The organism is Streptomyces sp. NBC_00376, assembly GCF_036077095.1.
In the GTDB taxonomy this organism is placed as follows: Bacteria; Actinomycetota; Actinomycetes; order Streptomycetales; family Streptomycetaceae; genus Streptomyces.
The window spans coordinates 3,545,579-3,567,633 of sequence record NZ_CP107960.1 but is presented as its reverse complement, the minus strand read 5'-3'; the positions used below and the strand labels follow the sequence as shown (position 1 = coordinate 3,567,633).

Genomic DNA, 22,055 nt, shown 5'->3' with positions numbered 1-22,055 from the left:
AATTGTTGCGCGGAGAGCGGCGGTCGTGGTCACATGGACGGGAGACCTGGTTAGGTTCGCCTAACCACGACCTCCACCGGAGCTCCAGGAGGCATCCATGCCGACGCCCGAGCGTGACTCGCAGCCGCGGACGCAGCCGCCGTCCGCCCCGTCGATGAAGGATCTGCTGGCCTCGTGCGCCGCCGCCACGGCGGTGTCCACACCACCGGTCGAGCCGGCCGGGGAAGAGGCGGAGGAGCTGCCGTCCCGGCGCGACGCGGCATAGCGCGTGCGTGTCATGGGGCGGGGGCGGAACGGCGGCGAACCGCTGCGGAACAGCGGCGGGGCCGGCCGCTACGGGACGACGACCACCTTCGTGCTGACCATCGCGAAGTCCCACATGGCGTCCCCGTCGGGCCGGGACATCCGCACGCCACCCGTCTTCAGCGTCGGGTCCGGGCTCTCCATCGAGCCGTCCACCGCCGCGCTGAACCCGACGGCCGCGTCGTCCACCATCGCGAACCGCACCACGTGCTCGATCATCACGCCGTCCGAGCCCTTGGTGGGGGTGCCCTGGCGGGTGCCCACGGTGTAGGTCCCGGGCAGCGGGCTCAGCGCGCTCGGCATGACCTCGAAGGTCCGGGCCACCTTGCCGTCCGCGTCGACGAGCCACACACGACGGTCCTCCAGGGCGTACACGACCCGCTTCCCGGTGCCGGAGCCCTTGGGGAGCGCGGCCGGGCGCGACTTCTCCTTCGGCTTCGCGTGCTCGGTGGCGGTGGCGGAGGGCTTCGGTTTGGGGGCCGCGAGGTTGTCGGGGACGTGCGCCGACGCCTGGAAGGCCAGGACGCCGACGGCGACCAGCGCCGCCGCAGTGAGCCCGGCCACGATTCCCGAGCTGCCCCTAGACACCGTGCGCGCCCCTTTCGCTTCCGTATGTCGTACAAGCGTTTAGCGTTTACGTCGTACCCGCGTGTGCACGGTGACGGTAGCAGCCGGGGCCGGGCGTGCCGGGACGCCGTACGGGGCGCCGTACCCCCGTCGGCGGAGCCGTAGGCTGTTTGCGTGCTCTTGCTCGCCGTGGATACCGCAACCCCCGCCGTCACCGTCGCCCTGCACGACGGGACCTCCGTCGTCGCCGAGTCCGGTCAGGTCGACGCCCGAAGGCACGGGGAGCTGCTGCTGCCCGCCGTCGACCGGGTCCTCGCCGGGGCCGGGGTGAAACTCGACGCCGTGACGGACGTGGTCGTCGGCGTCGGCCCCGGTCCGTACACCGGGCTCCGGGTCGGCCTGGTCACCGCCGCGACCTTCGGCTCCGCCCTCTCCGTGCCGGTGCACGGGCTGTGCACCCTGGACGGTCTCGCGTACGCCGCGGGGCTGACCGGGCTGGAGGGGCCGTTCGCCGTCGCGACGGACGCCCGCCGCAAGGAGGTCTACTGGGCGAGATACGACGACGCGCGCACCCGGGTCACCGGGCCCGCCGTCGACCGGCCCGCCGACATCGCCGGACAGCTCGCCGGACTGCCCGTCGTCGGCGCGGGCGCGGTGCTCTACCCCGAGGCGTTCCCGGACGCCCGGGGGCCCGAGCACGTCAGCGCCGGAGCGCTGGCCGCCCTCGCCGCCGAGCGGCTCGCCGCGGGCGCGGAACTGCTGCCGCCGCAGCCGCTCTACCTCCGCAGGCCCGACGCCCAGGTGCCGAAGAACTACAAGGTGGTCACTCCGAAGTGACGACCACGACTGCCGCTCTGCGCGAGATGCGCTGGTGGGACATCGATCCGGTGCTGGAGCTCGAACACGAGCTGTTCCCGGACGACGCCTGGTCGGCCGGCATGTTCTGGTCCGAGCTGGCGCACTCCCGGGGCTCCCGGGCCACCCGCCGCTACGTCGTCGCCGAGGACCCCGTCACCGGCCGGATCGTCGGCTACGCGGGCCTCGCCGCGGCCGGCGACCTCGCCGACGTACAGACGATCGGCGTCACCCGCGACCACTGGGGCGGCGGCCTCGGCTCGGTGCTCCTGACCGACCTGCTGAAGCACGCCACGGCCTTCGAGTGCGCCGAGGTGCTCCTCGAAGTCCGCGTCGACAACACCCGGGCCCAGAAGCTGTACGAACGCTTCGGCTTCGAACCGATCGGCTTCCGGCGCGGCTACTACCAGCCGGGCAACATCGACGCACTCGTCATGCGCCTCCACGTACAAGAACACGTACAAGAAACAGAGACTGACTGATGGCTGACGAACCGCTCGTACTCGGCATCGAGACCTCCTGCGACGAGACCGGCGTCGGCATCGTCCGGGGCACCACCCTGCTCGCCGACGCCGTCGCTTCCAGCGTCGACACCCACGCCCGCTTCGGCGGCGTCGTCCCGGAGATCGCCTCCCGCGCCCACCTGGAGGCGATGGTCCCCACCATCGAGCGTGCCCTGAAGGACGCCGGGATCAGCGCCCGCGACCTCGACGGCATCGCCGTCACCGCGGGCCCCGGGCTCGCGGGCGCGCTGCTGGTCGGCGTGTCGGCGGCGAAGGCGTACGCGTACGCGCTGAACAAGCCGCTCTACGGGGTGAACCACCTCGCCTCGCACATCTGCGTGGACCAGCTGGAGCACGGCCCGCTGCCCGAGCCGACGATGGCGCTGCTGGTCAGCGGCGGCCACTCCTCGCTGCTGCTCGCGCCGGACATCACCAATGACGTACGGCCGCTCGGCGCGACCATCGACGACGCGGCAGGCGAGGCCTTCGACAAGATCGCCCGGGTGCTGAACCTGGGCTTCCCCGGCGGCCCGGTCATCGACCGGCTGGCGAAGGAGGGTGACCCGGCCGCGATCGCGTTCCCGCGCGGGCTCACCGGTTCGCGCGACCCCGCCTACGACTTCTCCTTCTCGGGTCTGAAGACCTCGGTGGCCCGCTGGATCGAGGCCAAGCGCGCGGCGGGCGAGGAGGTGCCGGTACGGGACGTGGCGGCGTCCTTCCAGGAGGCCGTGGTGGACGTGCTCACCCGCAAGGCCGTCCGGGCCTGCAAGGACGAGGGCGTCGACCACCTGATGATCGGCGGCGGGGTCGCGGCCAACTCGCGGCTGCGGGCGCTGGCCGAGGAGCGGTGCGAGCGGGCCGGCATCCGGCTGCGGGTGCCGCGCCCCGGGCTGTGCACGGACAACGGCGCGATGGTCGCGGCGCTGGGCGCGGAGATGGTCGCCCGGAACCGGCCGGCCTCGGACCTGGAGCTGTCCGCGGACTCCTCGCTGCCGGTGACCGACACCCACGTACCGGGCGCCCAAGCGCACACCCACGATCACGACCACGTCCACGAGATCAGCAAGGACAACCTCTACTCATGACCGTCGCCCTGATGTGGGAGGCCCGTGCCGCCGACGGCCGGGGCGCCGAACTCCTGGAGTGGGCGCGGGCCCGTTCGGCGGAGCTGGCCCGCGAGCCGCTCCGCCGCGAGCTGCTGCGCGCCCCGCAGGACCGGGTCCTGGTCATCACCTGGTGGGAGGGCGCGTACGGCGACGAGCTGCCCGAACTCCCGGAACCGGACGCCGAGCTGATCGCCCGCCCGGTGCACCGCTGGCGTTTCGAGTCGCTGGGGGACGCCGGGGCCGCCACCGGGTGACCTGCCCCCAGTCCCTCAGTCGGAAGCGGCGTCCCGGGGTATCAGTCCCCGGATGATCGCGTCGAGTTCGTCCGCCACGTCGTAGTCGGCGGCGTACGCGCGCCAGTCGTCCTTGATCGCGGCGAGCCGGGGCAGCGTCGCCGCGTCCTGTTCCGTGACCATCTCGGGGAAGTAGCGCCTGCTCGGCGGGGTCTGCGCGCGGCGTTCGGCGGCCCGGCGGAATATCAGGTCGCCGTAGACGTAGCTCCAGATCGTCCGGTACGCGCGTACCGCCCGGGCGGGGGAGAGGCCGCAGGCGAGCGCCGAGTCGATGATCTCCTCGACCATCCACAGCGCGTTCTTGTCGGTCAGCTCGCCCAGCGCCAGGATGTCCAGCACCCACGGGATCCGCTCCAGGATGCCGTGCATGTGCACGGCCACGGCCAGCAGCCGTTCGCGCGGGTCCTCGGGCAGTTCGGGGCGGGGGAAGGCGGCCGCGGTGCCCGACAGGGTGAGCATCAGCAGCTCGTCCTTGTCCTGCACGTAGTGGTAGAGCGCCATCGGCGTGGAGCCGAGCTCCTTCGCCACCCGCCGCATGCTCAGGGCGTCCACGCCCTCTTCCTCGATGATGCGGCGCGCGGTGGCGACCATCGCGTCCGGGTCGAGCCTGCGCGGCCGTCCCACGGATCGTTTCGCAGGAGCCCGGTCCGCCCCCGGCGCCTGCTTCTTCTCTGTCCCTGACACCCCGGCATTGTCTCCCGTCCCGCTGTCCCCACGCCTTTCGGGGTTCCCTGGCGATTAATTTCTATACGCGTATAGTAATGATCCGACCGGTGATCGCGAAGGAAGGGGCGGGTCGTGGACGAACAGTCACGGCACACGCGTTGGCTGCTGGTGGTGGCCCTTGTCGTGCAGTTCATGGTGGCGCTGGACATGTCGGTGGTGAACGTGGCACTGCCGGACATGCGCGGCGACCTCGGCTTCACGCCCCAGGGGCTGCTCTGGGTGGTGAACGCCTACGCGCTGGCCTTCGGCGGGCTGCTGATGCTCGGCGGGCGGCTCGCCGATCTGCTCGGCAGCCGCCGGATCCTGATGGCGGGCCTGGTGCTGTTCGGCGCGGCGAGCCTGGCCGGCGGGTTCGCCCGGTCGCCCGGCACGCTGATCGCCGCGCGGGCGGTGCAGGGCGTCGGCGCCGCGGCGCTCGCCCCGGTCGCCTTCGCGCTGATCGCCCTGGCCTTCCCGGCCGGGCCCGCCCGCTCCCGCGCCCTGGGGCTGTGGGGCATGGCGGGCGCGGCGGGCGGCGCGGTCGGCGTGCTCGCCGGCGGGGTGCTCACCGACGCCGCGGGCTGGCGCGCGGTGATGCTGGTGAACGTGCCGATCGTGGGCTTCGCGCTGGTGGGAGCCGTGCGCGCCGGGCTGCGGGGCGAACGGGCCCGGACCGGCGCCCGGCTCGACGTGCTGGGAGCGCTGCTGGCCACCACGGGTACGACGCTGCTCGTCCTCGGACTGGTACGCACCTCGACCGACTCCTGGGGGTCGCCCCGGACGCTGGGCACGCTCGGCGCCGCCGCGCTGCTGCTGACCGCCTTCGTCGCCGTCGAGCTGCGCACCCGCTCCCCGCTGCTCCGTCCCGGGCTGCTGGCACAGCGGCCGGTCCTGGGCGCGAACCTCATCTGCCTGCTGCTGAGCTCCGGGCAGTTCGCCGCGTTCTACTTCGTCTCGCTCTACATGCAGCAGGTGCTCGACTACGGGCCGACCGCCGCCGGTGTCGCCTTCCTGCCGTTCTCGGTGGGCGTCGTCGTCGGCTCGGTCGTCGCCACCCGTACGGTCGCGGCGCTCGGCACCGGACGGCTGCTGGCGCTCGGCGCCTTCCTGGCCGCGCTCGGCCTCGCCGGATACGCGGCGACCGCGCGGGCCGACGGCGGCTTCCTGCTCTCGATCCTCGGCCCGTCACTGGTCTGCAGCATCGGTGTCGGGATGTGCTTCGTACCGCTCGGCACGGCGGCCACGACCGATGTGGCGCCCGAAGAGACGGGCATGGCCTCCGGGCTGCTGAACAGCGCCCGCCAGGTCGGCGGCTCGCTGGGCCTCGCGGTCCTGGTCACCGTCGCCGCCCGGGTCACCGGCGACGGGCACCGCCCGGCCGACCTGGCGGCCGGGTACTCGGCGGCGTTCTGGGTCTGCGCCGGGCTGCTCGTGGTCGCGGCGCTGGTGGCCCTGGTGCTGCTCCCGAAGGTGTCGGCGAGGGCCCCGGAGACCGCTCCGGTGGCCGGGCCGGAAGATTCTCAGAAGAATTTCCCGGGAGCTGTCGATCCGGCCGGGTCCCGTTCGACGCAAGGGTGAGAGGCGGGGAGAGCCCCCGCCCTCCCGACCCAGGAGTCACCATGCCGCGCTTCATGTCACTGATCCGCATCGACGAGCAGAGCCTTCCCTTCGACGACCCGGACCCCGGGTTCGAGGCGCGCATGGGCGCGCTGTTCGAGGAGATCACCAAGGCCGGCGTCATGCTGGAGACGGCCGGGCTCACCCCGACCTCCCAGGGGACCAGGGTCACCTGGTCCGGCGGGAAGCTCACCCACACCGACGGGCCCTTCACCGAGACCAAGGAGGTCGTCGGCGGCTACGCCATCCTCCAGACCAAGGACAAGGAGGAGGCCCTGGAGTGGACCCGGCGGTTCCTGCGGACCCACCCGGAGAACTGGACCGTGACCTCCGAGGTCCGCCAGATCGACGAGACCACCCTGGGCGCCTGAGACCTGTCCGACCGGCCCGCTTGCCCCGCCCCGGCACGGCTGCTGTGATGAGTGATCATGACGGCAGCAAGTCCAGAGCCGGCGGCCGAAGCGGTCGAGGCGGTCTTCAGGATCGAGTCGGCGCGGATCATCGCAGGTGTCACCCGCATCGTGCGGGACGTGGGCATCGCCGAGGAACTCGCGCAGGACGCCCTGGTGGCCGCACTGGAGCAGTGGCCGGAGTCAGGTGTCCCGGACCGGCCGGGCGCCTGGCTCATGGCCACCGCCAGACACCGCGCGATCGACCTCGTACGCCGCAAGGAGACCTACGCGCGCAAGCTCGCCGAGGTGGGGCGGTCCCTGGAGGACGTGCCGCCGCCCGAGCCGCCGGAAACCGACGACATCGACGACGATCTCCTCCGGCTGATCTTCACCGCCTGCCACCCGGTGCTCTCCACCGAGGCCCGGATCGCCCTCACCCTGCGGCTCCTCGGCGGACTCACCACCGAGGAGATCGCCCGCGCGTTCCTGGCCCCCGAACCGACCGTCGCCCAGCGCATCGTCCGGGCGAAACGGACCCTGGGCCGCGAGGGCATCCCCTTCGAGGTGCCGTACGGACCGGAGCGCGCCGCCCGCCTCGGCTCCGTGCTCGAAGTCATCTACCTGATCTTCAACGAGGGCTACGCGGCGACCGCGGGCGACGACTGGCTGCGCCCGGCGCTCTGCGAGGACGCGCTGCGGCTGGCCCGGGTGCTCGCCGGCCTGATGGCGCGGGAGCCCGAGGTCCACGGACTGGCGGCGCTGCTGGAGCTCCAGGCCTCGCGCACCGCCGCCAGGACCGGTCCGGACGGTGCGCCGGTGCTGCTCGCCGACCAGAACCGGGCCCGCTGGGACCGCCTGCTGATCCGGCGCGGGATCGCGGCCCTGGAGCGGGCCGTGGCGGCGACCGGTCAGGGGGCCGGGCTCGGCCCGTACACCGTGCAGGCCGCGATCGCCGCCTGCCACGCGCGCGCCGTGACGTACCAGGACACCGACTGGACCACCATCGCCGCCCTCTACGACCGCCTCGCCGCGATCGCGCCGTCCCCGGTCGTCGAGCTGAACCGGGCCGTGGCCGTCTCGATGGCGCGGGGCCCGGCCGCCGGACTCGCCCTGGTCGACGCCCTGACCGACGACCCGGCGCTCCGGGACTACCACCTGCTGCCCAGCGTGCGCGGGGACCTGCTGGCCAGGACGGGGCGTACGGACGAGGCGCGGGCGGAGTTCTTACGGGCCGCCGGACTGGCCCGCAACGAACGGGAACGGACGATGCTCCTGGAGCGCGCGGAACATCCGGCCCGCGACGGCCGATGAGTTCCGGCCGACGCACGGGTCCACCTTCCACAGCCTCCCGTACCACCCGACAGGAGCAGACCGTGCAGAAGATCACCACCTTCCTGTGGTTCGACACCCAGGCCGAGGAAGCCGCGAACTACTACGTGTCCGTCTTCGGCGGCGACTCCGAGGTGCTCAGGACGACGTACTACCCCGGGGCCGGGCCGGGGGAGACGGGATCGGTCATGACCGTCCGGTTCCGGCTGGCCGACCAGGAGTACGTCGCGCTCAACGGCGGCCCGCAGTTCCCCTTCACCGAGGCGATCTCGCTCTCCGTGGACTGCGCCACGCAGGAAGAGGTGGACACCCTGTGGGCCGAGTTCACCGCGGACGGCGAGGAGGGGCAGTGCGGCTGGCTCAAGGACAAGTACGGCCTGTCCTGGCAGCTCGTGCCCCGCGGGTTCGAAGAGGCGCTGTCCGACCCGGACCCCGACAAGGCCGCGCGGGCCATGAAGGCGATGACGGGCATGCGGAAGCTGGACATCGAGGCGTTGCGCAACGCGTGAGCAACACCTGAGAAACGCCTTAACCGGCCTGCGGGCACGGTCGGTAGGGTCATGCCCATGTCTCGACGCGCACAGCTGCCGCCACCGCCGCCGCCCGTGGAAATACGCTCCTGGCCCGACCGGGAGGCGCTGCTCGCCGACCGGGCCGCGGTGCTCGGGGCGCTGGTGAAGGCCCATGTCTCGCCGGGGCAGCTGGCGATGCTGTGGCTGTGGGGTGCGATCTGCGCGCTCGGCTGGCTCCTGGTGGGCACGGCGCTCGTCACCTTCGAGGAGTCGTACGACGTCATCAGCGCCGGGGTCGGTGTGATCATCGCCGCCATGGGTGTCTGCTGCATGGTGCCCGCGGTCGTCCTCGTCGTCATCGGCCTGCGCCGGGACCGCAGGATCCGCCGACTGCTCGACGCCTGGGGCGGGTTGGACCGCGATCCGGCAGGTGACGCGGCGCTGCGGATGCCGGGCGCCGGCACCGCCTGGATGCTGATGTCCTCCGTGCTGTGCGGGGTCGGGGCGGTCACGTGCTTCGTGGTCCCGGCGACCGCCACCCCGGGCAGATCCACCTACAGCATGGTCGCCCTGGTCATGGGGCTCGGGCTGATCGGCTGGCTCGTCGGACTCATCGGCCTCGTCAAGGCGTCCGCCCACCGGCGCTGGGTGCGGCGGGTACTGGCCGGGGCGCCCGCCCCGCAGCCGCTGATCTCCGTCGGGGGCGGCGCCCACCGCTGACCGCGGACCTATCCTGACGGGACACATGGGTCACGCCGGGGGAGGGCGACATGGAGTGGTACTGGTGGGTGCTCATCATCTTCTGGACGGGCGGCTTCGGATGGGCCGTCGACAACGTCCGTACGGCGCTGCGCAACCGGCACGACCGCAAGCTGGAACTGCTCGACGCGGCCAAGCAGGAGCGGCTGGCGCTCGAAGCGGCGAACAGGCCGCCGGAGCCGGTCTGCGGCTGCACCCACCATCTCGCCAAGCACGACAAGCAGGGCAAGTGCCATGAGCGGGTCGAGGTGCCGACGGCCTGGGACGAGGCCAAGAAGCCGGTCCGTTTCGAGTCCGGACAGTGCAACTGCCAGCAGTACGTGGGCCCTCAGCCGCTATCGCAGGTGTACGCCGAGGACCTGACCGACCTCGCCTGACGGCCGCCCGTCCGCCCGTCCGGTCAGGCCGGGCGGGCCAGCGGGTGGCCGATCAGCATCGTCGGTGCCCCGGCCACCCGGGTCAGGAAGACCGTCGCGGACTCGGGCCCCTGGAGCTTCATCCTGCGGCGCAGTTCCTCCGGTTCGACCGCCGAGCCGCGCTTCTTGACGGTCAGCACGCCCACCTTCCGCTCCCGCAGCAGCGCCTTCAGCTTCTTCATGTTGAAGGGGAGTTGGTCGGTGATCTCGTACCCGGAGGTGTACGGGGACTCGTACGGCTCGTCGCTCGTGATGTACGCGATCGTCTCGTCGAGCAGCCGGCCCTCGCACCGCTCGACGAGGTCGGCGACCAGATGGGCGCGGATGACGGCGCCGTCCGGCTCGTACAGATAGCGGCCCACCGGGCCGACCGGCGGGGCGGGCGGCGGGGCCGCGGACCACAGGGTGGCCCCGGCCGGGAGCACGGTGGCGCGGTACGAACCGGCCGCGAAGCCCTCGCCGAACCAGAGCACCGCCTCCTTCACGTCGCCGCCGTCCGAGATCCACTCGGCCTCCGCCTGCGCCGGGATCGCCTCGTGCGGGATGCCCGGGGCGATCTTCAGGGCGGCCCGGGGAGCCGCGAGCGCGGCACCGGTCGCCCAGGAGAGCGGCGGCGAGTACGCCTCGGGGTCGAAGATCCGGCCCCGCCCGCCGCGCCGGGCCGGGTCGACGAAGACCGCGTCGTACGACGAGGTGTCGACTCCCGCGACATCGGCGCACCGCACCTCGATCAGACCGTCCAGGCCCAGCGCGGCGGCGTTGGCACGGGCCACCTCCGCGGTCAGCGGGTCGCGGTCGACGGCGAGCACGCGGATGCCCGCCCGCGCGAGCGCGAGCGCGTCGCCGCCGATCCCGCAGCAGAGATCGGCGACGCTGCGCACCCCGCCCGCGGCGAACCGCCGTGCGCGATGGGTGGCCACCGACGTACGGGTCGCCTGCTCGACGCCGTTGGGCGTGAAGAACATCCGGTACGCGTCCTCGGCGCCGAACTTCGCCACCGCCCGCTGCCGCAGTCGCGCCTGGCCCAGTGCCGCCGAGACCAGGGCGGCCGGGTGGGAGCGGCGCAGCCGGGTGGCGGTGGCGAGTTCCTGGGAGGGGTCGTACGACCGCAGTCCGTCCAGGAGCGCGGTGCCCTCGGGGGTGCGCAGGGCCTGGAAGGCGGCGATGGGGCCGGGGGCGTCGGACCGGTCGTCGGCGGCGGACGGGTCGCTGGCGTCGGACGGGTCGTTCGGGGCGAGAGCGTTCACCCGCCCCATTGTGAGCCAGCCGGGTAGAGCGGCGGGCCCGGCGGCGGTGTCGGGCCGGGAGGCCCGTCCAGTGCTGGCAGTATGCGGCGCCATGCAGCTTGTACGACAAAACGAAAAAAACACCATGAAACGGAGCGAGCCGGGCATGCCCCGGTCCGGGCGCGACCGGGGCTCGGGCGCGCACCGGCCCGCCTGCGCCGTCCTGGCCGCACTCCTGGTCGCCGCGGTCGGCTCCGGCTGTGCCTCCGGGGCCGGCGAACAGGCGGGCGACACCGAACACCGGGACCGGCCCCTGGCCGGGAACCCGGAGCCGAACCCTGGTTCGAACCCCGCCGCCGGGCACCCGGGCGGCCCCGGACAGCGGCCCGGCCAGGGCCGCGCACCCGACGGGTCCCATGAGAACGCGCAGCTCGCTCCGGCCGTGCGGGCGGCGCTCGCCAAGAAGTGGGGGCTGGAGAGGACGCCGCTGATCGCACCGCCGCCACCCGCCGTGAAGCCGCGCATCACCACCCGCGAGGGGTTCGAGGTGAAGGGCGGCAACGACTCGCTGCCGCCGGTCTTCACCACCGTCCCGACCAAAGACCGGATCGTCTTCCTGACGATGGACGACGGCTCCGAGAAGGACCCCGAGCTGCTGCAGATGATGGACGAGCTGGACATCCCGTACAGCGCCTTCCTCAGCGACTACGAGGTGAGCGACAACTACGGGTACTTCGGCGAGGCCCAGCGGCTGGGCGTCTCCATCAACAACCACACGCTCAACCACCCCTATCTGCCCGGACTCCCGTACGACGAGCAGGAACGCGAGATCTGCCACCAGCAGGAGATCATCGAGAAGCAGTTCGGCAAGCGGCCCGTCCTCTTCCGCCCGCCGTACGGCAACTACAACGGCGACACCCTCCGCATCGCGCAGTCCTGCGGGATCAAGGCCGTGCCCCTCTGGAACGCCGAGGCGTTCCCGGACCACATGGAGTGGCGCGAGGAGGACCAGGACCTGCACCCGGGCGACATCATCCTCACCCATTTCCGGGGGCGCGGTGAATGGGGCGGCAGCATGGCCGACCTGGTCCGGGCGGTCATGAAGACCGTCACGGACCGGGGATACGCCGTGGCCCGGCTGGAGGACTACGTATGAGAAAGGCGCACCGGCTGCTGGCCGGACTGCTGGCGGCCGGTGCGCTCCTGGCCGCCACCGGCTGCGCCCAGTCGGTGGACCCGATCGAACGGCTGGGCCGCAAGGCCGCCCAGAAGGTGCATCACCCGCAGCGGACGCCCGCGGCGGGCCCGCCCGCGCACGGTGATCACGGCGAGTCGGGGTCGATGGTCGTGATCTCCTGCGGTCAGCTGCCGGAGTCCCGGCACTCGCGGCTGTCGCCGCCACTGAGGCACTGGTGGTCGGTCCGGCCGGGACCGTACGAGGGAGCGGGCGCGGGCGCCGGGTGCGAGCGGCGGTAGTCCTCGTGGCCGGCCTGCACGGTGACCACGCACAGCGCCAGCGCCGCCAGCACCTGGAGCGCGCCCGCCCGGGGCCAGTTGCTGCGGATCAGCACGACGGCGATCAGGCCGATCACCGCGGCGATCGAGCCGAGGACGAGGACGGGCGTCCAGTCCATCGGCGGCGGGCCCGTGGTCTCCGAGCCGTCGAGGTCCGCCCGGGAGAAGGCCGGCTGGATGGTGGCGACCGCGCAGATCAGCCCCTCCAGGAGGGTCAGCAGCAGCCCGAGCACCACATCGAGGCAGCCGTTCACGGTGCGCGATTCGTACGGGCGCCGCCCGGACGCGGGGTCCGGCTGCCGGTACGGAGAAGGGCGGGTCATCTCCCCACGGTCGTACGGAACGGTCCGGTGCGTCCGTACGTTGCCTCCATGTTGTCCGGACTGTTGTCCGGACCGGTGTCCGGAAGTGCCACGCCACGATCGTCTGAATTGGCACTCCGCTTGACCGAGTGCTAATCCCGGTCATAGTCTCGGTGCTGGCACTCACCACTGGAGAGTGCCAGCAGTACTGCGCGACTGGCAGGTCCGGCACCCGCGACGACGGATCGACCTGGTCGCCACCCAAAGACTGTTACCCCGTGAGATCTCCGAAGGGGGAGACCGGATCGTGTCGACCGCCAGCACCAAGGTTGCGATCAAGCCGCTCGAGGACCGCATTGTGGTCCAGCCGCTCGACGCCGAGCAGACCACGGCCTCCGGCCTGGTCATTCCGGACACCGCCAAGGAGAAGCCCCAGGAGGGCGTCGTCCTGGCCGTGGGCCCGGGCCGCTTCGAGAACGGCGAGCGCCTTCCGCTCGACGTCAAGACCGGCGACGTCGTGCTCTACAGCAAGTACGGCGGCACCGAGGTGAAGTACAACGGCGAGGAGTACCTCGTCCTCTCGGCTCGCGACGTGCTCGCGATCGTCGAGAAGTAATTCACCCACGTTTGCTTCTGTTCTGCGCCCCTGGCCCCCGCGAATAACCAGCCGGGTGGTCGGGGGCGCAGTTCGTTCGAGAGGAAAGCTCAGCTCCCATGGCGAAGATCCTGAAGTTCGACGAGGACGCCCGTCGCGCCCTTGAGCGCGGCGTCAACAAGCTTGCCGACACGGTCAAGGTGACGATCGGCCCCAAGGGCCGCAATGTCGTCATCGACAAGAAGTTCGGCGCTCCCACCATCACCAACGACGGTGTCACCATCGCGCGCGAGGTCGAGCTCGACGACCCGTACGAGAACCTCGGTGCCCAGCTGGTGAAGGAGGTGGCGACCAAGACCAACGACGTCGCGGGTGACGGTACGACCACCGCCACCGTGCTGGCCCAGGCGCTCGTCCGCGAGGGTCTGCGCAACGTCGCCGCCGGTGCCTCCCCGGCCGCCCTGAAGAAGGGCATCGACGCCGCGGTCAAGGCCGTGTCCGAGGAGCTCCTCGCGACCGCCCGCCCGATCGAGGACAAGACCGACATCGCCGCCGTGGCCGCGCTCTCCGCGCAGGACCCGCAGGTCGGCGAGCTCATCGCGGACGCGATGGACAAGGTCGGCAAGGACGGTGTCATCACCGTCGAGGAGTCCAACACCTTCGGTCTGGACCTCGACTTCACCGAGGGCATGGCCTTCGACAAGGGCTACCTGTCCCCGTACATGGTGACCGACCAGGAGCGTATGGAGGCCGTCCTCGACGACCCGTACATCCTGATCCACCAGGGCAAGATCGGCTCGATCCAGGAGCTGCTCCCGCTGCTGGAGAAGGTCATCCAGGCCGGTGGCTCCAAGCCGCTGCTGATCATCGCCGAGGACGTCGAGGGCGAGGCGCTGTCGACCCTCGTCGTCAACAAGATCCGTGGCACCTTCAACGCCGTCGCGGTGAAGGCCCCGGGCTTCGGTGACCGCCGCAAGGCCATGCTCGGCGACATCGCCACCCTCACCGGTGCGACCGTCATCGCCGAGGAGGTCGGCCTCAAGCTCGACCAGGCCGGTCTGGACGTGCTGGGCACCGCCCGCCGCGTCACCGTCTCCAAGGACGACACCACGATCGTGGACGGCGGCGGCGAGCCCGGCGACGTCAAGGGCCGGGTCAACCAGATCAAGGCCGAGATCGACGCCACCGACTCCGACTGGGACCGCGAGAAGCTCCAGGAGCGCCTCGCGAAGCTGGCCGGCGGCGTGTGCGTGATCCGCGTCGGTGCCGCCACCGAGGTGGAGCTCAAGGAGAAGAAGCACCGTCTGGAGGACGCCATCTCCGCGACCCGCGCCGCGGTCGAGGAGGGCATCGTCTCCGGTGGTGGCTCCGCCATCGTCCACGCCGTCAAGGTGCTGGACGGCAACCTCGGCAAGACCGGCGACGAGGCCACCGGTGTCGCGGTCGTGCGCCGCGCCGCCGTCGAGCCGCTGCGCTGGATCGCCGAGAACGCGGGCCTCGAGGGCTACGTCATCACCTCGAAGGTCTCCGAGCTCGACAAGGGCCAGGGCTTCAACGCCGCGACCGGCGAGTACGGCGACCTGGTGAAGGCCGGCGTCATCGACCCGGTCAAGGTCACCCGCTCCGCGCTGGAGAACGCCGCGTCCATCGCGTCGCTGCTGCTCACGACCGAGACCCTGGTCGTCGAGAAGCCGGCCGAGGAAGAGGCCGAGGCCGGCCACGGCGGTCACGGCCACTCGCACTGACGCCTGGCCACCGGCTCCCGGCCGCCGAGGGCTCACCGCCCTCGGAAGGCCGAGCAGCCCTCGGAAGGCCGAAGGCAGCAGAAGGCCCCCTGCCCCACCGCTCGACGGTGGGACAGGGGGCCTTCGGGCATTCAGGCCGAGTGGCTCAGGCTCCCGGAGTGCACCGGGTCCGCGAAGGGCAGGCCGGCCGCGAACCGCTCCAGCTCGTCCAGCGCCTGGTCGGCCATCCGGTGCAGCTCGTCGCCCAGCGAACCCGCGACGTGCGGGGTGAGCAGCACGTTCGGCAGGGTGTACAACGGCGAGTCGGCGGACGGGAGTTCGGGGTCCGTCACATCCAGCACCGCCTGGAGCCGCCCGGCCGTCAGCTCGGGCAGCAGCGCGCCCTCGTCGATCAGCGAACCCCGCGCCGTATTGATCAGCGTCGTCGCGTCCGCCATGGCGGCCAGCTGCGTCGCACCGATCAGATGGTGGGTCTCCGGGAGCTGGGGGGCGTGCACCGAGACGACGGAGCTGCTCGCGCACAGCTCGTCGAGCGAGGTGAGCCGTACACCGAGCCGTGCCGCCTCCGGGCCGTCCACGTACGGGTCGTACAGCAGCACGTCCAGGTCGAAGGGGCGCAGCAGCTCGATCACGCGCCGGCCGATCCGGGAGGCGCCGACGATGCCGACGGTACGGCGGTAGTTGCCGGCCCCGTCGAGCTCCCCGAGCCAGTTGTGCTCGGCGCGCAGGCCGCGGTAGCGCTCCGCGGAGTGCAGCACCCGCTTGCCGGCGAACAGGATCGCGGCGAGGGTGAATTCGGCGACCGGCAGGGCGTTGGCCCCGGCCGCCGAGGTGACGGTGATACCGCGTTCCCAGCAGGCGTCGGTGATGTGGTGCTTCACGGAGCCCGCGGCGTGCACGACGGCCCGCAGCCGGGGCGCGCCCGCCAGTACCCCGGCGGTGAGCGGGGTCGCGCCCCAGCAGGTGAACAGCACCTCGGCCTCGGCGAGCGCGGCGGCCGCCTCGGGCGTCGGGTCGGCCAGGTCGTGGGCGACGAAGTGCGGGTCGGTGCGGGTGAGGGCGGCCAGCCGGGTGCGGTGGCGGTCGGCGAGGAGACGGTCGGCGATGCCGGGGCCCATCGCGAGCAGGGCCGTCGGCCGGTTGTCAGTGGCGTGGGGCATGGTGGGACTCGTACTCCTCAGGGCTCGCGGTGAGGTCACTTGACGCTGCCGGCGGTCAGTCCGGCCTTCCAGTGCCGCTGCAGCGAGACGAAGGCGACGATCAGGGGGATGACGGCGAGGAGGGACCCGGTGACGACGAGCGGGTAGAAGCTCGGCTCGCCGTGGGTGTTGGTGTTCCAGGAGTACAGACCGAGGCTCAGCGGGAAGAGCTTGCGGTCCGAGAGCATCACGAGGGGGAGGAAGAAGTTGTTCCAGATCGCGGTGAACTGGAAGAGGAAGACCGTCACGAAGCCCGGCATGACCATGCGCAGTCCGATGGACCAGAAGACGCGCAGCTCGCCGGCCCCGTCGATACGGGCGGCCTCCAGGGCCTCGTTCGGTATGTAGCCGGTGCTGAACACCCGGGCGAGATACACGCCGAACGGGTTGACCAGCACCGGGATCAGCACCGACCAGTAGGTGTTGACCAGGCCGGTCTTGGAGGCCAGGAGGTACATCGGCAGGGCGAGCGCCGTGGTGGGCACCAGCACACCCATCAGCACGAGGGCGAACAGCTTCTCCTTGCCCCGGAATTCGTACTTGTCGAAGGCGTATCCCGCGGCGACGCAGATCAGTGAGCAGACGATCGCCCCGCCGCCCGCGTACATGAGGCTGTTGAGGTACCAGCGGAAGTAGATGCCGTCGCCGTAGGAGGCCAGGTTCGACAGGTTCTCGCCGAGGTTGAAGCCCTCGAAGGAGAAGGCGTTGCCCGCGAGCAGGCCGCCGGTGTCCTTCGTGGCGGCGGTGACCAGCCAGACGAGCGGGAAGAGCATGTAGACGACGGCGAGCAGGAGAAAGCCGTTGACTGCGGTCTTCGACATCCAGCGGCTGCGGGAGGCGGGGGAGTTCATGCTTTCTTGCCCTTCCGGCCGGTGAAGCGGGTGACGACGAAGGACAGCAGCGCGGCCGTGAGCGCCAGCAGGATGGAGGCGGCCGCGGCGAGACCGTAGTCGTTGCGTTCGAAGGCCGCGGTGTACGCGTACATGTTGGGCGTCCAGGTGGAGGTGACGGCGGAGCCGGTCCCCTTGTTGAGGATCAGCGGCTCGGTGAACAGCTGGAGCGAGCCGATGACCGTGAACAGCGCGACCATCACGACGGAGGCGCGGATCAGCGGAACCTTGATGCTGAGCGCGACGCGCCAGGCGCCGGCCCCGTCGACCGTCGCCGCTTCGAGCACGGAGCGGTCGATCGCCTGCAACGCGGCGTAGAAGATCACCATGTTGTAGCCGAGCCACTCCCACAGGGCGATGTTGACGACCGAGGGAAGGGCGCCTTCGGGGGAGAAGAAGTCGAAGCCGATCCCGCCGGACTCCATGGCACTGACCACCGGGCTGAGCTGCGGTGTGTAGAGGTACACCCAGATCAGCGCGGCGATGATGCCGGGCACGGCGTGCGGCAGGAAGAGCGCGAGCTGAAAGAACCGGCGGGCCCGGGCCAGCGTGGAGTCCAGCAGCAGGGCGAGGGCGAGGGCTCCGATGAGCAGCAGCGGAATGTAGAACAGGCAGTATCCGAGGAGTACGCCGAAGCCCTCGCGGAACGCCCGGTCGCCCAGGGCCGCCGTGTAGTTGTCGAGTCCGCTGAAGACGGTCTCGGTGCCGCCGAAGCCCAGGCCGGACTGCTTCTCGGTGAACAGGCTGAGCCAGACCGCGTAACCGATCGGCAGCACCATGGCCACGGTGAACAGTACGAAGAAGGGCCCCAGCAGGATGGCGGCGGCTCTGGTCGTCCGGGCGCGCTTCATCAGCCTGCGTCCTCGACCTTCAGACCGCGCTTCTTCAGCTCGGCGACCGTGGCGTCGTGCCCGGCCTTCACGGCGTCCTTGATGGTGGTGCCACCGCTGGCGACCTTGCCGAACTGGTCCTTCATGGTGGTGTTCGTGGTGCCGGTCGTCGGGCCCCAGCTCCAGTTCTGGCCGATCGACGTCGCGGCGCCCTCGAACACCTGGTAGATGTCCTCGCCGCCGTAGAACCCGGCGTCGAAGGACTTCTTGGCGACCGGGCGCAGGGCGGCCGCGGCCGGGAAGGCGCTCGAAGTGCCGGACTCGATGCGGGCCTTGATGCCTTCCTCGGTGGTCGACATCCAGGTGGCGAACTCGACCGCGGCCTTCGCCTTCTTGCTGGTCTTGGTCACCGCGAAGGTGGAGCCGCCGAGCATGCCGCTGGCGGGCTTGCCGTCCCAGCTGGGCATCGGGGCGACGGCCCACTTGCCGCTCTGCTCGGGCAGCGTGCCCTTGAGGACACCCGCGCCCCAGGCGGCGCCGAGGTAGCCGACGGTGCCGCCGTTCTTGAGGGAGTTGGTCCACTCGGGGCTGAACGAGGCGTTGGAGCGGATCAGGTCGTCGTCGAGCAGACCCTGCCAGTAGTCGGCGACCTTGTTGGTGGCCGCGTCGGCGGTGCTGACCTTCCAGGTGTCGCCCTCGGGCTTGTACCACTGGGCGCCGGCCTGCCAGGCCATCGCCTGGAACGTGGTCGGGTCATCGGGGAAGAAGGTGCCGATCCGGGCCTTCTTGTCGGCCTTCTTGATCTTCTCGGCGGCCTTGCGGAACTCGTCCCAGGTCTTGGGGACCTCGACGCCGTACTTCTCGAAGAGGTCCTTGCGGTAGTAGAAGGACTGCGGCGAGGCGTCGAACGGAACGGCCCAGTTCTTGCCGCCGAGCGTCGTCAGCTCGACCGCCTGCGGCAGCAGCTTCTTGCGGATGTCCTCGGTGAAGTACTGGCCGATGTCCTGGAGCGCGCCCTGACTGACGTACTCCGGAAGCTGCGGGTACTCGATGGAGACCAGGTCGGGGGCGTTGCCCGCCTTCACCGCGTTGGAGATCTTGGCGTAACCGCCCGCGTTGCCGGACGGGATCTCCTCGTACACCACCTTGATGTTCTTGTGCGAGGCGTTGAACGCGTCAACGACCTCCTTGGATCCCTTGGCCCAGCCCCAGAAGGTGATGCTGACGGGCTTGCCGTCGCTTCCGGCGGCGGAGTCGTCGTCACCGCTGCCGCCACAGGCCGTGAGAAGGGCGAGGGCGGTGGCGGTGCCGACAACGGCGAGGGACGTTCTGCTCGGACTGCGGCTCACAGCGAGGCTCCTGAACTGGCGGCGACATTGGCGTTGGCCGTGATCCTTGGACCAGTCGTGACCGAAGTCAAGAGCGAAAGATCGATTGATCGAAAAAAGATCAGATAAGTTGCGTACGGAAGGGTATGAGATATCCTGCGAAATCGGGTGCGAGGGCCGCGGGAGCGCCCGCTCCGGCGCGCCTACGGCAGACGCGCCCCGCACGAGTCCCTGACCCTCAGCTGCGGCAGCAGCGTCAGATGCCGCCGGGGAGCGCCCGTGCTCTGGCCCAGCCGCTCCACCAGCAGCTCCGTCGCATGGCGGCCCACCTCGCGCTTGGGTGGCGCCACCGCCGTGAGCGGGGTGTCCGCGAGGGCCGCCACCTCGTCGTCGTAGGCGATCAGCGCCAGGTCCTCCGGCACCCGCACACCCAGCTCGGCCAGGCGCTGCACCACCTGGATCGCGTCCACGTCGTTGTGGATCAGCGCCGCCGTCGCCACCCCCGACAGGACCGCCTCGCGCAGCGCCCGCACCGCCTCCTCGAAGGCGTCCGGGGCGAGTTCGGCCGGTACGGAATCGATCACGTCCTGCGGTGCGCTCAGCCCGAGCACGGCCAGCGCCTCCGCGTACCCGGACCGCACCGCGACGGCGGTCGGGGAGTCCGCGCGGGCCATCAGCAGCGGCGCCCCGTGCCCGAGCTCCACCAGGTGGCGGACGGCCAACAGCACGCCGTGCGCGTGGTCCGAGCACACCCGGTCCAGGCCGTCCAGCGGGGAGCCCGCGGTGGGCCTGCGTTCCAGCAGCACGGTCGGCACGGGCAGCGAGGCGATCCAGTCGCCGAACGCGGCGGGGTCGCCCGGGTCCTGCCAGCCGGGCGCGATCAGCAGCCCCTCGGCGCCCGCGGAGAGCAGGCCCTCGGTGCGGGCGTGGTCCTCCTGCGGCCGGTAGTCGGAGATCCGCAGGATGAGCCTGGCCCCGGCCCTGGCGGCGGCCTCGTGGGCCCCGCGGATGACCTCGGCGAAGTAGTAGGTCGACGAGGGCGCGAGCATGCCGAGGACCAGCCCGCTGCCCGTGGCGCCGGGCCCGGCGGCGGCGCCCGGGGCGGCGTCCTGCGGCCAGGACACCGATCCGTGGACCCGGTCGAGCAGGCCGCGGCCGGCCAGCTCCTCCACGTCACGGCGCGCCGTGACGGGTGAGACACCCAGCAGCGAGGCCAGGTCCGAGACCCGGGCCGAACCCCGTTCCCGTACCAGCCCGAGCAGGCGGTCATGACGTTCAGCAGCACTCTCGCGCACGGCAGCAGTCCCCTCGCAGTGTGTGGCCCGGCCCCCGGTCCGGCCGGTGCCGGCGGCCGTTGTCCGACCCTAGACCAACGTGATCGAACGATGGGAGTTTCGATCATTCAAACGTGATCCATTGACGTTCGATCAATCCGAGTCCAGGATTCCCGGCGATGCGGACGCGTCCCGTCCCACCCCGACGGTCCACCCCCACCCCGACCGTCCGCCCCGACCCTGACTGTTCGTACGGAGGAATTGTGAGACATCGCCTCACCGCTGCGGCGCTCGCGGCCCTGACCACCGCGGGCGGCCTGACCGTCGCGAGCCAGACCGCCGCGCAGGCCGCGCCCACCGGCCGTACCTTCCACGTCGACTGCGCCGCGGACCCGGCCGGTGCCACCGGCAGCAAGGCACACCCCTGGACCTCGCTCGCCGAGGCCAACGCGCACACCTACGGCCCCGGCGACCGGCTCCTGTTCAAGCGCGGCGCCACCTGCACCGGCACCCTCGCACCCGCCGGCTCCGGCTCCGCCCACGCCCCGTTCACCATCGCCGACTACGGCGGCGGCCCGGCCCGAGCCAGGCTCGACGGCGCGGGCGCCCATGACGTCGTCCTGCTCGCCAACACGCAGTACGTGCACCTCAAGGCGCTGGAGATCACCAACGCCGACAACCCCGGCAGCGAGCGCAACGGCGTCCGCCTCCGCCTCACCGACTACGGCGTCGCCCGCGGCTTCGACATCTCCGGCCTCTACATCCACGATGTGCGCGGCGGCGACTACAAGACGGTCTCCGGCTCCAGCGCGATCCACATCGCGGTCGAGGGAAAGACGAAGGCCAGCTGGTACGACGGTCTGGACATCTCTCACAACCGCATCGAGGACGTCGACCGCGAGGGCATCTACTTCAAGTCGACCTTCTCCAAGCGCGACCTGGTCGGCCAGCAGCAGGACCCGAACGTGTACCCGGGGGAGTGGACGCCCAGCACCGGGGTCCGCATCCACCACAACACGCTCAAGTCCCTGGCCGGCGACGGGATGAAGCTCGACACCACCAGCGGCGCCCGCGTCGACCACAACCGGGTCGACGGCTTCCAGCTCCGCTCGCCCTCCGCCAACGCGGGCATCTGGACCTTCAACACCGACGACACGACCGTCGAGTACAACGAGGTCTCCGGCGGCGGCAACACCCACGACGGCATGTCCTTCGACGCCGACGGCGCCTCCCAGAACACCGTCTTCCAGTACAACTACAGCCACGACAACAAGGGCGGCTTCCTGCTGATCTGCCCGTACAGCGGCGCCAAGACCATCGGTACGGTCGCCCGCTACAACGTCAGCCGCAACGACGGCGCCCGGCTCATCCAGAACTGCTGGGGCCCGATCCTGGGCACCGAGATCTACAACAACACCTTCCACAACAAGGAGCAGATCCCCGGCTACCTCGTCCAGGACGACGCCGGCAGCCCCGCCACCACCCAGCACGAACTGTCCATCCGCAACAACATCTTCGTGAGCGAGGGCACCGGCGGCTACGCCTTCAAGAACCCGACCCCCGGGCTCTCCTTCGACCACAACGCCTTCTACGGCATCGACATGACCCGGCCGAACCCCGGCGGCATCACGGCCGACCCGAAGCTCCGGGCCGACTTCCGGCTCGGCGCCGGCTCGCCCGCCCTCGCCGCCGGAGCCGTCATCGAGAACAACGGCGGCAAGGACTACTTCGGCAACGAACTGAAGCCCGGCGCCCCCAACATCGGCGCCTACGCGGGCCGCGGGGTCCGGTAAC

General features: G+C 71.2%; 24 protein-coding genes and 1 pseudogene. 16 read left to right on the top strand and 9 right to left on the bottom strand.

The features are described from left to right. Positions 1-97: 97 nt before the first annotated feature. Positions 98-265 (top strand): hypothetical protein, encoded by a 168-nt coding sequence (locus OG842_RS15855; protein WP_266730342.1) that lies wholly within the window; start codon positions 98-100, stop codon positions 263-265. 68 nt (positions 266-333) lie between these two features. Here OG842_RS15855 and OG842_RS15850 read toward each other — a convergent pair whose 3' ends face one another. Beyond that, positions 334-867, bottom strand: coding sequence for a L,D-transpeptidase (locus OG842_RS15850; RefSeq protein ID WP_266733615.1), 534 nt, complete (start codon positions 865-867; stop codon positions 334-336). 192 nt (positions 868-1,059) lie between these two features. On the opposite strand from OG842_RS15850, the gene tsaB reads away from it, so the two are divergent. From tsaB to OG842_RS15830, 4 genes are read left to right on the top strand one after another with little or no spacing between them, the layout of a single operon-like run. Beyond that, on the top strand, positions 1,060-1,707 hold the full coding sequence (gene tsaB, locus OG842_RS15845) for a tRNA (adenosine(37)-N6)-threonylcarbamoyltransferase complex dimerization subunit type 1 TsaB (RefSeq protein WP_328512278.1): 648 nt from the start codon (positions 1,060-1,062) through the stop codon (positions 1,705-1,707). Next, complete coding sequence (gene rimI / locus OG842_RS15840) at positions 1,704-2,207, top strand: ribosomal protein S18-alanine N-acetyltransferase (RefSeq protein WP_266730339.1); 504 nt, start codon at positions 1,704-1,706, stop codon at positions 2,205-2,207. The genes tsaB and rimI overlap by 4 nt, the downstream gene beginning before the upstream one ends. Then, on the top strand, positions 2,207-3,313 hold the full coding sequence (gene tsaD, locus OG842_RS15835) for a tRNA (adenosine(37)-N6)-threonylcarbamoyltransferase complex transferase subunit TsaD (RefSeq protein ID WP_266730338.1): 1,107 nt from the start codon (positions 2,207-2,209) through the stop codon (positions 3,311-3,313). The genes rimI and tsaD overlap by 1 nt, the downstream gene beginning before the upstream one ends. Beyond that, positions 3,310-3,588: a hypothetical protein gene (locus OG842_RS15830; protein WP_266730336.1), complete on the top strand. Its 279-nt coding sequence runs from the start codon at positions 3,310-3,312 to the stop codon at positions 3,586-3,588. The genes tsaD and OG842_RS15830 overlap by 4 nt, the downstream gene beginning before the upstream one ends. Positions 3,589-3,603: 15 nt before the next feature. On the opposite strand, the gene OG842_RS15825 is transcribed toward OG842_RS15830, so the two are convergent. Further along, positions 3,604-4,311, bottom strand: coding sequence for a TetR/AcrR family transcriptional regulator (locus OG842_RS15825; protein WP_266730334.1), 708 nt, complete (start codon positions 4,309-4,311; stop codon positions 3,604-3,606). Between the two features lie 114 nt (positions 4,312-4,425). Here OG842_RS15825 and OG842_RS15820 point away from each other — a divergent pair, with 114 nt between their 5' ends. The 6 genes from OG842_RS15820 (at position 4,426) to OG842_RS15795 (ending at position 9,318) form a co-directional block, all read left to right on the top strand. Continuing rightward, positions 4,426-5,910, top strand: a complete 1,485-nt coding sequence (locus tag OG842_RS15820) for an MFS transporter (RefSeq protein WP_266730332.1) — start codon at positions 4,426-4,428, stop codon at positions 5,908-5,910. A 41-nt stretch (positions 5,911-5,951) separates the two neighbouring features. Next, a complete protein-coding gene (locus tag OG842_RS15815; RefSeq protein ID WP_266730331.1) occupies positions 5,952-6,320 on the top strand; it encodes a YciI family protein in 369 nt (122 codons plus the stop codon). Between the two features lie 57 nt (positions 6,321-6,377). Next, entirely contained in the window at positions 6,378-7,652 is a 1,275-nt protein-coding gene (locus OG842_RS15810) for an RNA polymerase sigma factor (RefSeq protein ID WP_266730330.1), read from the top strand. A gap of 62 nt (positions 7,653-7,714) precedes the next feature. Then, positions 7,715-8,179: a VOC family protein gene (locus OG842_RS15805; protein ID WP_266730329.1), complete on the top strand. Its 465-nt coding sequence runs from the start codon at positions 7,715-7,717 to the stop codon at positions 8,177-8,179. Between the two features lie 57 nt (positions 8,180-8,236). After that, positions 8,237-8,902 carry a hypothetical protein gene (locus tag OG842_RS15800; protein WP_266730327.1) on the top strand — a complete coding sequence of 222 codons (666 nt, stop codon included), beginning with the start codon at positions 8,237-8,239 and terminating at the stop codon, positions 8,900-8,902. 50 nt (positions 8,903-8,952) lie between these two features. After that, positions 8,953-9,318 (top strand): hypothetical protein, encoded by a 366-nt coding sequence (locus OG842_RS15795; RefSeq protein ID WP_266730325.1) that lies wholly within the window; start codon positions 8,953-8,955, stop codon positions 9,316-9,318. Positions 9,319-9,341: 23 nt separating this feature from the next. On the opposite strand, the gene OG842_RS15790 is transcribed toward OG842_RS15795, so the two are convergent. Beyond that, the gene (locus OG842_RS15790; RefSeq protein ID WP_266733614.1) at positions 9,342-10,613 is read right to left on the bottom strand and encodes a class I SAM-dependent methyltransferase; all 1,272 of its coding nucleotides are present in this window, start codon (positions 10,611-10,613) and stop codon (positions 9,342-9,344) included. Between the two features lie 82 nt (positions 10,614-10,695). On the opposite strand from OG842_RS15790, the gene OG842_RS15785 reads away from it, so the two are divergent. Together OG842_RS15785 and OG842_RS15780 are read left to right on the top strand one after the other, a co-directional pair. Further along, positions 10,696-11,739, top strand: coding sequence for a polysaccharide deacetylase family protein (locus OG842_RS15785; protein ID WP_401873415.1), 1,044 nt, complete (start codon positions 10,696-10,698; stop codon positions 11,737-11,739). Continuing rightward, positions 11,736-11,867 (top strand): annotated as a pseudogene (locus tag OG842_RS15780) (polysaccharide deacetylase family protein); the annotation flags it as partial. The gene OG842_RS15785 and the pseudogene OG842_RS15780, both read left to right, overlap by 4 nt. A 77-nt stretch (positions 11,868-11,944) precedes the next feature. On the opposite strand, the gene OG842_RS15775 reads toward OG842_RS15780, so the two are convergent. Further along, the gene (locus OG842_RS15775; RefSeq protein ID WP_266730324.1) at positions 11,945-12,421 is read right to left on the bottom strand and encodes a DUF6234 family protein; all 477 of its coding nucleotides are present in this window, start codon (positions 12,419-12,421) and stop codon (positions 11,945-11,947) included. A gap of 286 nt (positions 12,422-12,707) precedes the next feature. On the opposite strand from OG842_RS15775, the gene groES reads away from it, so the two are divergent. Next, a complete protein-coding gene (gene groES / locus OG842_RS15770; protein ID WP_124716902.1) occupies positions 12,708-13,016 on the top strand; it encodes a co-chaperone GroES in 309 nt (102 codons plus the stop codon). Between the two features lie 98 nt (positions 13,017-13,114). Next, on the top strand, positions 13,115-14,740 hold the full coding sequence (gene groL / locus OG842_RS15765) for a chaperonin GroEL (RefSeq protein WP_266730323.1): 1,626 nt from the start codon (positions 13,115-13,117) through the stop codon (positions 14,738-14,740). 131 nt (positions 14,741-14,871) lie between these two features. Here groL and OG842_RS15760 read toward each other — a convergent pair whose 3' ends face one another. The 5 genes from OG842_RS15760 to OG842_RS15740 all read right to left on the bottom strand — a co-directional run bounded on the left by OG842_RS15760 (position 14,872) and on the right by OG842_RS15740 (position 20,282). Next, the gene (locus OG842_RS15760; protein WP_328512277.1) at positions 14,872-15,900 is read right to left on the bottom strand and encodes a hydroxyacid dehydrogenase; all 1,029 of its coding nucleotides are present in this window, start codon (positions 15,898-15,900) and stop codon (positions 14,872-14,874) included. A gap of 35 nt (positions 15,901-15,935) precedes the next feature. After that, positions 15,936-16,790, bottom strand: a complete 855-nt coding sequence (locus OG842_RS15755; protein ID WP_266730320.1) for a carbohydrate ABC transporter permease — start codon at positions 16,788-16,790, stop codon at positions 15,936-15,938. Then, the gene (locus OG842_RS15750) at positions 16,787-17,680 is read right to left on the bottom strand and encodes a carbohydrate ABC transporter permease (RefSeq protein WP_266730319.1); all 894 of its coding nucleotides are present in this window, start codon (positions 17,678-17,680) and stop codon (positions 16,787-16,789) included. Before OG842_RS15750 ends, OG842_RS15755 begins: the two co-directional genes overlap by 4 nt. Next, positions 17,680-19,008 (bottom strand): ABC transporter substrate-binding protein, encoded by a 1,329-nt coding sequence (locus OG842_RS15745; protein ID WP_266730318.1) that lies wholly within the window; start codon positions 19,006-19,008, stop codon positions 17,680-17,682. Before OG842_RS15745 ends, OG842_RS15750 begins: the two co-directional genes overlap by 1 nt. A gap of 182 nt (positions 19,009-19,190) precedes the next feature. Further along, the gene (locus tag OG842_RS15740) at positions 19,191-20,282 is read right to left on the bottom strand and encodes a substrate-binding domain-containing protein (RefSeq protein ID WP_266730317.1); all 1,092 of its coding nucleotides are present in this window, start codon (positions 20,280-20,282) and stop codon (positions 19,191-19,193) included. Between the two features lie 242 nt (positions 20,283-20,524). Here OG842_RS15740 and OG842_RS15735 point away from each other — a divergent pair, with 242 nt between their 5' ends. Then, a complete protein-coding gene (locus tag OG842_RS15735) occupies positions 20,525-22,054 on the top strand; it encodes a right-handed parallel beta-helix repeat-containing protein (protein ID WP_266730316.1) in 1,530 nt (509 codons plus the stop codon). Position 22,055 lies beyond the last annotated feature (1 nt).